General features: G+C 60.8%; 9 protein-coding genes. 3 read left to right on the forward strand and 6 right to left on the reverse strand.

The window, feature by feature from the left end; translation table 11 throughout:
• Positions 1-44: 44 nt before the first annotated feature.
• The 4 genes from ACWFVE_RS03060 to ACWFVE_RS03075 form a co-directional block, all read right to left on the reverse strand.
• Positions 45-3,983, reverse strand: a complete 3,939-nt coding sequence (locus ACWFVE_RS03060) for a hybrid sensor histidine kinase/response regulator (RefSeq protein WP_447527823.1) — start codon at positions 3,981-3,983, stop codon at positions 45-47.
• Between the two features lie 78 nt (positions 3,984-4,061).
• Positions 4,062-4,595 carry a hypothetical protein gene (locus ACWFVE_RS03065; protein WP_447527824.1) on the reverse strand — a complete coding sequence of 178 codons (534 nt, stop codon included), beginning with the start codon at positions 4,593-4,595 and terminating at the stop codon, positions 4,062-4,064.
• Between the two features lie 91 nt (positions 4,596-4,686).
• Positions 4,687-6,468 carry a sodium:solute symporter family protein gene (locus tag ACWFVE_RS03070; RefSeq protein ID WP_447527825.1) on the reverse strand — a complete coding sequence of 594 codons (1,782 nt, stop codon included), beginning with the start codon at positions 6,466-6,468 and terminating at the stop codon, positions 4,687-4,689.
• A gap of 3 nt (positions 6,469-6,471) precedes the next feature.
• Complete coding sequence (locus ACWFVE_RS03075) at positions 6,472-6,732, reverse strand: DUF4212 domain-containing protein (protein ID WP_447527826.1); 261 nt, start codon at positions 6,730-6,732, stop codon at positions 6,472-6,474.
• A gap of 555 nt (positions 6,733-7,287) precedes the next feature.
• On the opposite strand from ACWFVE_RS03075, the gene ACWFVE_RS03080 reads away from it, so the two are divergent.
• The 3 genes from ACWFVE_RS03080 to ttcA all read left to right on the forward strand — a co-directional run bounded on the left by ACWFVE_RS03080 (position 7,288) and on the right by ttcA (position 10,753).
• Complete coding sequence (locus ACWFVE_RS03080) at positions 7,288-9,105, forward strand: putative nucleotidyltransferase substrate binding domain-containing protein (protein ID WP_447527827.1); 1,818 nt, start codon at positions 7,288-7,290, stop codon at positions 9,103-9,105.
• Between the two features lie 4 nt (positions 9,106-9,109).
• On the forward strand, positions 9,110-9,766 hold the full coding sequence (locus ACWFVE_RS03085) for a DNA polymerase III subunit epsilon (protein ID WP_447527828.1): 657 nt from the start codon (positions 9,110-9,112) through the stop codon (positions 9,764-9,766).
• An 84-nt stretch (positions 9,767-9,850) separates the two neighbouring features.
• On the forward strand, positions 9,851-10,753 hold the full coding sequence (gene ttcA / locus ACWFVE_RS03090) for a tRNA 2-thiocytidine(32) synthetase TtcA (protein WP_447527829.1): 903 nt from the start codon (positions 9,851-9,853) through the stop codon (positions 10,751-10,753).
• Between the two features lie 7 nt (positions 10,754-10,760).
• On the opposite strand, the gene fnr is transcribed toward ttcA, so the two are convergent.
• Positions 10,761-11,501 (reverse strand): fumarate/nitrate reduction transcriptional regulator Fnr, encoded by a 741-nt coding sequence (gene fnr / locus ACWFVE_RS03095; RefSeq protein ID WP_447527830.1) that lies wholly within the window; start codon positions 11,499-11,501, stop codon positions 10,761-10,763.
• A gap of 34 nt (positions 11,502-11,535) precedes the next feature.
• Positions 11,536-12,945, reverse strand: coding sequence for an oxygen-independent coproporphyrinogen III oxidase (gene hemN / locus ACWFVE_RS03100; protein ID WP_447527831.1), 1,410 nt, complete (start codon positions 12,943-12,945; stop codon positions 11,536-11,538).
• Positions 12,946-13,029 lie beyond the last annotated feature (84 nt).

Raw genomic sequence — 13,029 nt, forward strand, 5'->3', positions numbered from 1 at the left:
ACTCGAGCCCGCTCCCTTCTGCCTTAATTGCAATACGCATCACATCAGCTTCTGGCCCGGCTCGCCTGTAGCGTGCGGGTCAAAAGCGCGCGCAGGGCGGCGGGTTTGACCGGTTTTAGCAAGAGCTGGTAGCCGGAACGCTTCACTTCTTCGGCGACCTCCTCGGTGCGGTCGGCGGTAATCACGATACCCGGTACCGCGCCTTTCAAACGCTCGCTGAGCGCCTCCAGCGCCATCAGGCCGGTGACCTCGTTATCCAGGTGGTAGTCGGCCAGAATCGCGTCCGGGTCGCCGTCCATGTTACGCAAAATCGACTTTGCCCCGCCGATGCTGGTGGCGGTGAATACCTCGCAGCCCCAGCCGCTGAGCATCGCCGTCATGCCTTCGAGTATCAGCGTTTCGTTATCGATGCATACGACCCGCGCGCCGGCCAGCTTGTTGCCACCGCGCCGGGTGGGCGCCTCGCTCGCATCCGCGCTGCGCTCCTGGGCGGCCACTACCGGCACGCTGACCGAGAAGACCGTGGCCACCCCCGGCCAGGAGCGCACCTTGATCGGGTGATCCAGCACGCGGCTCATCCGGTCAGCGATCGAGAGCCCCAGTCCCAGCCCTTTTTCGCTCTCCTTGTGGCGCGATACCTGATCCAGACGACGAAACTCCTGGAAGATTTCGGTGAGCTTCGACTCGGGAATTCCTGGGCCGCTGTCCCACACCTCGATGTTCAGGCGGCCGTTTTGGCGGCGACAGCCCAGCAGCACGCGGCCCTGTTGGGTGTAGCGCAGGGCGTTGGAGAGAAAGTTCTGTACGATGCGTCTCAGCATCTGCGGGTCGGAGTCGACCCAGAGCGCGGTGGGCACGACCTTGAGATCCAGGCCGCGCTCGTCGGCCATCACATCGAACTCGGCGCGCAGCGGGCGGGTGATATCCGAAAGCGCAAAATGGCTGCGCCGCGGGGTCAAGGCGCCGGCGTCGAGCTTGGAGATATCCAGAAGCGTGCTCAAGAGCTCCTCGGCGGCCTGCAGCGAGTTGTCAATATGGCCGATGGTGCGCTGGGTGCCGCTTTCCTGCTCGTTTTGCATCAGCGCCGAGGTGAAAAGCCGGGCCGCATTCAAGGGCTGGAGCAGGTCGTGGCTCGCCGCAGCCAGAAAGCGCGTTTTGGAGGCGTTGGCGTCTTCGGCGACCTGCTTGGCCTGGCGCAGTGCCTGCTCCGCCTCGGCGCGTACGCGGTTCTCCTGGCGCAGCGCAGCGTTGGCCTTGGAGAGCGCCTGGGTGCGCTCGCGCACCCGCTCCTCGAGGGTCTCGTTGGTCTCCTTGAGCGCGATCTCGGCCTGGCGGCGTTCGGTAATATCCTGATACAGCGCGAAAAAGCCCAGAATCGACTGGCTGTCGCCGAAGTGGGGCGTGTAGGTCACCAGCATGTAGCGCATGTGCGTGTCCACGCGCATGGCCACCTCGAAGCTCACCCGCTCGCCGCTTTGGGCTCGCTTCACCCAGGGCAGGCGCTCCTCGGCCTGTTTCACCGGCAAAACGTCTTCGAAACGGCGGCCGATCACCGCGTTACGGTCGATGCCAAAGGCCTGTTCGTAGGCGCGGTTGGTAAAGAGGTAGCGGCTCTCTTTATCGAAGTAGGCGATCAGTGCCGGTACGTTGTCGGTGTAAATCCGGATATTGTTTTCCGAGCGAATCAGCGCCTCTTCGATGTGCTTTTGCTGGGTGATGTCCTGATAGGTGTACACGAAGCCACCGCCGGGCATCGGCGTGCCCTGAACCTCCAGGACGCTGCCATCCTGGCGGTAACGTACGTAGCGGTGGGGCTGGCCCTTGCGAATGTTATCCATCAAAAGCTCGACGTGTTCTTCCGGGTCCCCCGGGCCGTACTCGCCGTTGTGGGCGTTGTAGCGAAAGATGCGATCGATCGGCGCGCTCACCCGAATCAAGTGATCGGGAAAGCGGAAGAGCTCCAGATAGCGCTGGTTCCAGACCACCAGACGCAGATTCTGGTCGACCACGCTGATGCCCTGGTTGATGTTCTCGATGGTGGCCTGCAACAGCGCCCGGTTGAACTCCAGCACCTGGGAGGCTTCGTCGACGATCGAGATCACATCCGAGATACCGATACCGCGGCCCTGAAGCGCCGAGTTCACCACGATGCGCGCCGAGGAGGCGCCGAGTACCGAGGCTAGAAAGCGTTCGGTGAACTGAATTACGTCGATCGAGGCGCGGGTGGCGTTATCCAGCGGCTTGCCGGCCCGCCCGGCGTAGTCCTCGAAGGCGCGCGCCACCTGGTCGGCACTTAGAAAACGCTCGCAGAGCACCTTGAGATCGCCCACGGTGGTGGCCCCGGTCCAGGGGCGGTTGACCGAGGTCTGGCGGGTCTCGACGCTGTCAACGAACAGAGACGCCTGGATGCGCTCGACCACCCGCTGCGAGCTCACCTGGGAGACGAAGATATAGCAAAACAGATTCACCCCTAAAGAGAGCATGACGCCGTGGGTGAAGCTATCGCCCAGGTTCAAACCAAAAAGCGCCGTGGGCGAGAGCCAGCCGATACCCAGCGGCCCGCCAGCAAGCCACGCCTGAGGCAAAACGCCTGCGCTGATCATCGCGGGCAACAGCAGGCTGTAGGTCCAGATCGCGAAGCCCGCGTTCATGCCGATGACGACCCCCAGCCGGTTACCGCGCTTCCAGTAGAGCCCGCCGATCACCGCCGGGGCGAACTGGGCGGCAGCGGCAAACGAGAGCATGCCGATCGAGGCGAGCGAGGTGAACTCGGCAAGCAGCTGATAAAAGCCGTAGGCCATCGCCAGCACGGCGATGATCGTCAGGCGCCGGGCGCGCAGCACCAGTCGGCCGTAGTCCCGCGCCTTGGTGTCGAACCAGCGCAGCCGGAAAAGCGCTGGAATCACGATCTCGTTGGAGATCATGATCGACACTGCCACCGCCGCGACGATTACCATGCCGGTGGCCGCGGAGAAGCCGCCGATAAAGGTCAACAGCGTCAGCCACTCGTGGCCGGAGGCCATGGCTAGCGTCAACACGTAGGTGTCGGGCTCCACGCCGCTGTCCGAGAACAGATAAAGGCCCGCGGCGGCCAACGGCACCACGAAAAAAGCGATCGCCAGCAGGTAGAGTGGGAAGAGCCAGCGCGCCTTGGTGGCGTCGTCCGGGTGGATGTTTTCGACCACGGCAACGTGGAACTGGCGCGGCAGGCACAAAATGGCCAGCATCGCTAAAAGCGTTTGCGCCCAGAAGCTCTGGCCGAAATCCTGGTTGGCGAGCTGGCGCTGTAGGCCCAGCTGGGTTTCGGCGTGCTGCATTAACGCACCTAGCCCGTCGAACATGCCCCAGGTGACGAAGGCCCCCAGCACGACAAAGGCGAAGAGCTTGACCAGCGACTCGAAGGCGACGGCGTGGATCAGCCCCTCGTGATGCTCGGTGGCGTCGGTGTGGCGGGTGCCGAACAGCACCGCGAAAAGCGCCATGACGATCGCCACGTAAAAGGCGGTATCGTTGAAAAGCGCCCCGGTGGGGGCGTTGTTTTCGGTCAGCACGCTAAACGTGGTCGAGACGGCTTTGAGCTGCAACGCGATATAGGGCAGGGTGCCGATCAGCGCCACCAGGCTTGCGAAGGCGGCAAGCGACTGGCTCTTGCCGTAGCGCGAGGCGATGAAGTCGGCAATCGAGGTGACGTTTTGGTGCTTGGCGACGCGAATCATCTTGGCCAACACCGGCCAGAAGAGCAAAAAGGTCAGAATCGGGCCGACGAAAATACTCGCAAAGGACCAGCCCGCCGTCGCGGCCTGGCCCACCGCGCCGTAAAACGTCCAGGAGGTGCAGTAAATCGCCAGCGCGAGGCTGTAGATGATCGGCCGGCGGCGGCTGGCACCGCGGGTGCGCGCGCGGCGGTCGCCAAACCAGGCAATGCCAAAAAGCACCGCGATATATAAAAGCGATACCGCGACCAGCAGCCCACCGTGAAACATGCCTATTCCCTCTACCAACGATTATTTTGCCCAGTAAGCGGTGCTTGCAAGGTTCTTCATTCTAGGTAAAAGCGGCGCTTACGTCTGCTCTTGAGCGCCCGCGAGTCCGCAGACCGCTGTGAGTAGCGGCGAGGTTTCGCGCAGGCGGCGTAATTCGCCGGGGGAGGCCGCGTCGGCTGTGCTGTTCAACGCCATTAGCTCGCGAGTAGCGCAGTTTAGAACGTAAGGCTGGGTGGTCAGAATATCGGTGTGGTGGCGCTCGAACTGATACAGCAGGAACTCCGCCACCCAAGCGTCCTCGATCTCTCGGGCCACGATATTGTCGCTATCCACTACGCTGAATTTGGTGGTCATGGGAAAGGCAAACGTCCAGGGACGCCATACCGCAGTCGACGTATCGCTTGAAATCACGCGCGCCGTCTCCGGCAGCTGCGCTTTTTTGTGCTCGAACCAGGAGTATTCTACCTGAATCTGATAGGCCAGCATGCCAAGCCCCCCCAATACCGGCACGACCCATTTGGGAAGGCGTTTGCCGCTTAATGCGCGCAGCAGCAGGCCGATCCCGGCGCCAGCAAGGCCGGCAAACACGGCGGCGATCAGGTGCCATATCATAGAATTTCCTTTCTGAAAGTCATCGGGCCTCCCTGAGGAGGCCCGATGGTCAATGGTGATTCCTGCACGAGGTGTCAGGATCGATTATGGCTTAGTGGTCGACGGCAACACCAGCTCCTTTCGGGTAGCGCACGCTTTCTACCAGCTCCTGGATCTCTTTCGGCGGTGCGGCGGTGACGCTGGAGACCGCAAACGCCACGGCGAAGTTGATCATTGCACCGACCGCGCCAAAGGAGAGCGGCGAGATACCGAAGAACCAGTTATCCGGCGTGTTGGCCAGCATGTTGGTGCCGGGGATGAAGAACCAACCCAGGTAGGTGAAGATGTAGAGCAGCGTGCAGAGCAGGCCCGCCAGCATACCGGCAATCGCGCCGACGTTGTTCATGCGGGTGGAGAAGATCCCCATCATGAGCGCCGGGAACAGCGACGCACCGGCGATACCAAAGGCCAAGGCGACGGTTTGCGCGGCAAAGCCTGGCGGGTTCAAGCCCAGGTAGGTCGCCAGCAAGATCGCCCCGCCCATGGAGATGCGCGCTGCCAGCATTTCGCCTTTCTCGGTGATTTTCGGGTTGATCATGGTCTTGATCAAATCGTGACTGATCGCCGAGGAGATCGCCAGCAAAAGGCCCGCCGCCGTCGAAAGAGCCGCTGCAATACCGCCCGCCGCGATCAAACCGATGACCCAGCCGGGCAGGTTGGCAATTTCCGGGTTGGCCAGTACGAGAATATCGTTGTTGACGGTAAGCTCGTTGCCTTCCCAGCCGCGGTCGGCGTAGTCGGCGTCGTCGTTGTAGAACTGAATACGACCATCGTTATTCACATCGTTGTATACGATCAGCCCGGTATCTTCCCAGGTACGGAACCACTCCGGACGCTCTTCGTAAAGAATGGGATTTTGTGTGGCTTCTTCGTAGTTTTCCACCTGGCCGGCCATCTCCGGGTAGACCGTGGTCATCAGGTTCAGGCGCGCCATGGAGCCTACCGCCGGGGCGGTCAGGTACAAAAGCGCGATGAACACCAGCGCCCACCCCGCGGACCAGCGCGCATCGGCGACTTTCGGCACGGTGAAAAAGCGAATGATAACGTGGGGAAGACCGGCGGTACCCACCATCAAGGACAGCGTGAACAGCACCATGTTGAGCTTGTTATCGACATCGGCGGTGTAGTCCTGGAAGCCCAGGGCACTGACCACGTCATCGAGTTTTTGCAGCAGCGGAATGCCCGACTCGGTGTGCGTGCTGAACATGCCGAACATGGGGATCGGGTTGCCGGTCAGTTGGAAGGCGATGAAGACCGCAGGAATCGTGTAGGCGATGATCAGCACCACGTACTGCGCTACCTGGGTATAGGTAATCCCTTTCATGCCCCCGAATACGGCGTACAGGAAGACGATCAGCGCTGCCAGCCAAATGCCCCAGGTATTGCTGACTTCCAAAAAGCGCGAGAACGCCACACCCGCACCGGTCATTTGACCGATAACGTAGGTGACCGAGGCGATGATCAGACACACGATCGCGACCAGGCGAGCGGTGTTGCTGTAAAAGCGGTCACCGATGAAGTCCGGCACGGTGAACTTGCCGAACTTGCGCAGGTAAGGCGCCAACAGCATGGCCAGGATCACGTAGCCGCCGGTCCAGCCCATCAGGAAGGTGGAGTTGGCGTAGCCGCCGGAGGCCAAAAGACCCGCCATGGAAATGAACGACGCCGCCGACATCCAGTCCGCGGCGGTCGCCATGCCGTTGGTGATCGGGTGGACGCCGCCGCCGGCGACGTAGAAGTCCTTGGTGGAGCCGGCCCGCGCCCATATCGCAATGCCGATATAGAGCGCGAAGGAGGCGCCTACGAACAGTAGGTTAATTGCAAACTGGCTCATCGCTTACTCTCCCAGGCCGAATTTCTTGTCGAGCTGATTCATTCTCCAGGCGTAGAAGAAGATCAGTACGATGAAGGTAAGGATGGAGCCCTGCTGGGCGAACCAGAAGCCGAGATCCGTGCCACCCACGGGAATCGCGGCCAGCAGCGGGCGGAACAGTATCGCACAGCCATAGGATACGAATGCCCAGACCACCAGGCAGCCAGTGATCAGGCGAACGTTGGCTTTCCAATATGCAGCAGCGTTGGATTTGTCATCTGCCATTATGATGCTCTCCGTTTATGGTTTTTAAGGTTGGAAAGTGTCTTCACAGCGGTTTGCGGCCTTGTACCGCGCAGATAAAACCACCGGGTCGAAAGTGCCCTTGCCAAATCGATGAGTGTGACGCTTTGTTGCGCGACCCCCTGTGTCGCGTTAAGCGTCTCGATAATGTTTGTCCCGGGGATTTATTGGCTTTGTGAACTCAAGGTAATACTGGCCAATAAATGAAAAAAAGAAATCCAGACTTTGGTATCACGGACTAAAGGCGTCCTTGGCAGACTGCTTTATACAGGTAAATTACTCTAGGTGTTCACGTTTTTACGCCAAAAGAGTACGACTTTAGTCCGGATGGGACGATAGTCTATAGGTGGTCATAAAGCGCTATCCGCTATTTTGAAAGTGCCGTCCTGAGTCTCTTCGAAGGCAGTTTTAAACGTTTCAGAAAAGGGCTTCTCGGTCGTTTTATATAGACTTTAGTAATGCCCACAATAATCGCGATAAGTATTGAGGTGTCTAAGTACGCCGTATGTTAAAGGGCCATTTTTATCGGGGTGATCCATGATCGAGGTCGATCTTACCAGGCTGCCATTTTCCCTGCTCGACGAAGCGGGGCTCGAGCGCGTGCGCAGTGACCTAAACCTGGCTTACTTCGACATCGGCGATATCATTTTAGAGGCCCGCCAAGCCGGCGAAGGCGTGTTCATCATCCATAAAGGCGAGGTCGCCGAGCTCGACCCGGCGATGCCCCAGGCGCAGGCACGCATCGGCCACTACACGCCGGGCGACCTGTTCGGGGCGATCAGTATTTTAAACGGCCAAAGCCGCTACCGCTTCGAGGCGGAGCAGGAGGCGCTTTGCTACGTGCTTCCCAAAGCAGCGTTCTGCGCGCTTTGTCAGCACTATCCGGCGTTCGAGGCGTTTTTCAAACAAACGCTTGCCAACAAGGCGCGGCTTCTTACCGAGCGGCGTGCCGTGGGCGGGGTCACCATGGCCGGGTTCATGCTGGCCCGCGTGCGCGAGTGCATGCGCGCGCCGATCGTCATCGAGGCAGGCCTGGACATTCAAAGCGCGGTCCATACCCTCTTGGCGCATCAGGCCGACAGCCTGCTGGTCAGCACCCAAGGCGCCTACGGTATGGTCACCAAAACGGATCTGCTCAACGCCCTGGTCGTCGAGCAGAAGCCCCAAACCACGCCCATCGACGCCCTGGCCTGCACTGCGCTGGTCGCCGCCGCTCCGGAGCAGTATTTGTTCGAGGTGCTGGTGCTGATGACGCGGCACAAGGTGGCCCGGGTGGTCGTAATGAAGGAGAACACGCTTTGCGGCATCGTCGAACTCACCGACGTGCTGAGCTACTTCTCCAGTCGAAGTTACGTGGTGGGGCTACAAATCGAGAAGGCCAGTGATCTAAAAGCGCTGGCTCAGGCGAGCCAACGCACGCCGGAACTCGTCGAGGCGTTGATGGTTCAGGGTGTGAAGCTTCGCTTTGTCATGGAGCTTTTGGCGGCGCTTAACGCGCGTATCATCCACAAGGCCTGGACGTTTAGCGTGCCAAAGGCGCCAGAACAGCGGTGCTGCCTGGTGGTCATGGGCAGCGAAGGCCGGGGTGAGCAGATCCTCAAAACCGATCAGGACAACGCGCTGATTCTCGAAGACGATCAGAGTTGGCCAGATGTCGCGGCCCAAATGCAGCGCCTGAGCGATACGCTGATCACGCTTGGCTACCCGCCGTGCCCCGGCCATATCATGGTCTCCAACCCGGAGTGGGTAGGTAGCGTGGCGGTCTGGCAAGCGCGTATCGCGCGCTGGGCCGAGCGGCGCGACGGTGACAGCCTGATGAAACTTGCCATCCTGCTCGACGCCCAAGCCGTGGCCGGCAACCCCGCGCTTGCCCGGCGCGTGCAGCAGGCATTGTTTGATCGCTGCGCCGGCGACGAGCTGCTGTTGAGCTACCTGGCCCGCGCTGCGCTGAGTTTCTCCACCCCCCTGACGCTGTTTGGTTCGCTTAAAAAGCGCGAGCACGGCATCGATATCAAAAAGGGCGGCATCTTTCCCATCGTTCACGGCGTGCGCACCATGGCGCTGGAGCGGCGTATCGAAGCCGTGGGCACGCTCGAGCGCCTCGAGGCGCTGGTAGATGACGGCCGACTGGAGAAGCGCTTTGCCGAGGACCTGGGCGAGGCGCTGACGCTTTTCACCGAGCTTCGCCTTCGCCAGCAACTGGCCGAGGCGAATGCGTCGACGAGTACCTCGACCAACCGCGTGGTGGTGCAGCATCTTTCCTCGCTGGAGCGCGACCTGCTGCGCGAGGCGCTGCATATCGTCAAGGAGTTCAAGTCGCGGCTGACCCATCGCTATCATCTGGAGTACGCGTAGCCGTATGCGCTTCACGGACCGATACGCGCCGCTTTTGGGCGGCTCGCTGCGCACGCTTGTCAAGCGCGAAAGCGACCGGCGCCGCTTCGCCGGCTCCGCCTTCGAGTGGCTTTTTCACCCCTACCTGGGCGAAGAGTTCGTGGCGCTGGCGTTCAGGTTTTCTCAGGAGAGCGAGAGTTTGAGCATCGCGGCGGTGGTGTTTGACCAGCGCCAGGTGTATACCCGAAGTGCCTGGGTCGCCACCCTGGCGGACGAGGCTCCAATAAAGCGCAGCCGCCAGCGTCCTTCCATTGACCGACACTGCATCGCCCAGCACCGAATCGCCGCGCCGCTCCCCCCGACGGCGGAAAACATCGCAACGCTTGCCGAGTTTATCGGCAACCGACCGGTGGTGGGGTGGGGGCTTGGCAGGGCGCTGGCACCGATCAACCGGCTTTTCAACGCACGGCTCGGTTTCGAGCTGCCCAACGCCCAGGTCGATGTGGCCAGGCTTTATCAGCGCAAGGCTCGGCGTTCGCCGGTAGAGGTGCAGGCGGCAAGCTTTAGTCAGGCGCTCAGCCACTCGCGGCTGGCGCTGCCCTGGCCGTCGCTTCTGGGCGAGGCCAGCGCCTGTGCGCTTTTGTACATGCGGCTCAAGCGCGACGCCGCGCTCGAGGTTTGAAGGCGCTCGAAGGCTTTGTTGGGTGGCAGCGGGAGTCTTGATAGAATAGCGCCTTCACCACCCATCACCGGCAGTGCTTACACCATGCAACAACCCGATCATTTCGAGCCCGTCGTGGCCGAGGCCCCGGCCCCGGCAAGTTCAATCGAGCCAGGCGATGTGAAACAAAAGCGCGAATTCAACAAGTTGCAGAAAAGACTTCGCCGCGAGGTCGGCAACGCCATTCTCGACTACCAAATGATCGAAGAAGGCGACCGGGTGATGGTGTGCCTCTCCGGGGGCAAGGATAGCTATACCATGCTCGAGATCCTGCGCAATCTGCAGCGCAACGCCCCGGTCAATTTTTCGCTGGTGGCGGTGAATCTCGACCAGAAACAGCCCGGCTTCCCCGAGCACGTGCTGCCTCGCTACCTCGACAAGCTGGGCGTCGAGTACCATATTCTCGAGCGTGATACCTACTCGGTAGTGAAGGAGAAAACCCCGGAGGGTAAGACGACCTGCGCGCTTTGCTCGCGGCTACGCCGTGGCTCGCTCTACGGGTTTGCCGAAGAGATCGGCGCCAACAAGGTGGCGCTTGGCCACCACCGCGAGGACATTCTCGAAACCCTTTTCTTGAACATGTTCTTCGGCGGCACGCTCAAGGCCATGCCGCCCAAGCTTTTGTCCGATGATGGCAGGAATATCGTCATTAGGCCGCTGGCCTACTGCAAGGAAGCGGATATCGCCGAGTTCTCGCGGCTAATGGAATTTCCCATCATTCCCTGCAACCTGTGCGGCTCGCAGCCCAACATGCAGCGTCAGAACGTCAAGGCGATGCTTGCCGAGTGGGATAAAAAGTACCCGGGCCGGCTCGAAAGCATGTTCAAAGCGGTGACCAACGTCGCCCCTTCGCAGTTGGCCGACCAGGCGCTGTTCGACTTCCAGGGCCTGGAAGCCAAACAGGCGGAAATGAAGGCGGGGCGTATTCAGGCGCTCAATGTGGGCTAAAGGCGGGTTAGGCGGACACTTCTTCGTCGGCCAGGGTGGTCAAGCGCGCCATATCGAGAATGTTCACCTCGCGTCCGGAAACGGCGACCACCTGCTGCTGCTGAAGCCGGCTTAAAATCCGGCTGACCGTCTCGACGGCCAACCCCAGGTAGTTGCCGATATCGGCCCGCGCCATGGAGAGGCGGAAGCTATAGGGCGAGTAGCCGCGGCGGCGGAAACGATCAGAGAGCGTGGTGAGAAACGTCGCCAGGCGCTGGTCGGCGGTCTTGCGCGATAAAAGGCGCATCATCCGGCGATCGTCGCGAAGCTCTTTGCTCATGCTGCGATAGAGTTGGCCGCGCAGCTCGGGCAGCTCTTCGGAGAGCTTGTCCAGGTGCTGGAACGGAATCTCACATACCGTGGTGGTTTCGAGTGCAATGGCGCTGCCCGGGTAGAATTCCTCATCGATACCGTCGAGGCCGACCAGCTCGCTTGGTAAATAGAAGTTGGTGAGCTGGTCGTCGCCATTGCCTTCGCTGGTTACCTGCTTGAGACTTCCCGAACGGACCGCGTAGACGCTGGAGAAGCGCTCGCCTTGATGAAACAGCGCCTCGCCCTTTTTGAGCGGCGCGCGGCGGCGGATGATGGCGTCGAACTGGCTGACGTCCTCGAGCTGCAGCGCTAGCGGTAAACAGAGCGAACTCAAGCTGCAGGTTTGGCAGCGCGGCGCCTGTAGCATCGAGCGGCGTTGGCTGGCAGTGATGGACATCACCTTCTCCTCGTATGGCCGGGTACTTAGCATCTTATAATATTCTTGAATAACGTGCGGCGAACTGCTCTGTCAAGTAAGTATCGAAGGCCATAGCCAAGTGGCGGATCAGTAGCCGACCGATCGGCGTAACGTTCAATACCAGGTCCTGGCGCGTCACCAGCCCGTCACGTTCGGCCTGACGCAGGTTATCCAGCGCTTGGGCGAAGTACGTTTCGGCATCGATCCCGAAACGGGTGCCAATGGCCGCCAGGTCCAGGTGCATATCGCACATTAGCCGCTCGATCACCTCGCGGCGAATGAGGTCGTCCGGGGTCAGGCGCACGCCTTTACAGGTGGCCAGTTTACCCTGATCCAGCGCCTTTGCGTAGTCATCCAGGGTGACCGGGTTCTGCGCGTAGACGTCGTCGACCCGGGAAATCGCCGACACCCCCAAACCGATCAAATCGCACTGCGCGTGGCTTGAGTACCCCTGGAAGTTACGCTGGAGCGTGCCGTTTTGCTGGGCGAGCGTCAGGCTATCATCGGCGCGGGCGAAGTGGTCCATGCCGATATGCACATAGCCCGCTTGGCTTAACATTTCGATACTCATGCGCAAAATGGCGAGCTTTTCATCGGCGCCGGGCAAGTCGGCTTCGAGAATACGCCGCTGGGGCGCAAAGCGCGTGGGCAGGTGAGCATAATTGAAAAGCGATAACCTGGCCGGGTTGAGCTCGATGATCTGCGCAAGCGTATCGGCGAAGCGTTGCTCGGTTTGGCGCGGAAGCCCATAGATCAGGTCCACGTTGAGCGAGCTAAAGCCCAATCGGTGCGCCTCGTCCATCAGGGTTTCGGTGAGCCTGCGGGGCTGGACGCGGTTGATCGCTTTCTGGACCTCGATGTCCAGATCCTGCACGCCCAGACTCAGCCGATTGAACCCAAGCGATTGAAGATGGCGCAGGGTGAGGACGTCCGCCTCGCGCGGGTCGATTTCGATGGCGTAATCCCGCGCCGGGTCACTCGAGAGCCCGAAGCGGGCATCCATCCGGTCGATCAGGTCGCCCATCTGCGAAAGCGTCAAAAAGGTAGGCGTGCCACCGCCCCAGTGAAGCTGCTGCACCGGGCGCGCGGTATCCACGTGGCGCGCGGCCAGCACCATTTCCCGGTCGAGGCGGGAAAGGTAGGGCTCGGCCAACTGGCGATTCTTGGTCGCGATCTTGTTGCAGGCGCAGTAAAAGCAGATCTTCTCGCAAAACGGAATATGCACGTAAAGCGACAGCGCCCTTTGGCTATCGTTGCTTCGCGCTAAAGCGTCGGTAAGATCCTCCGGGCCAAACGCTTCGTGAAAAGCGAGCGCCGTGGGGTAGGAGGTGTAGCGCGGCCCGCTTTTATCGTAACGGCGCACGAGCGCTTCATCCCAGGCGGGAGCGGTTGACGAGGGGGCAGCGTGGGCGCAGGTCGACATAAAAGCTCCCGGGTAGGTGAATGAGCGGCCGGACGGGTAGGTGGCGACGTACAGATTAACGTCTGCCGCCAGGGCCTACGTTGA

This window comes from Vreelandella mediterranea, from assembly GCF_970647075.1.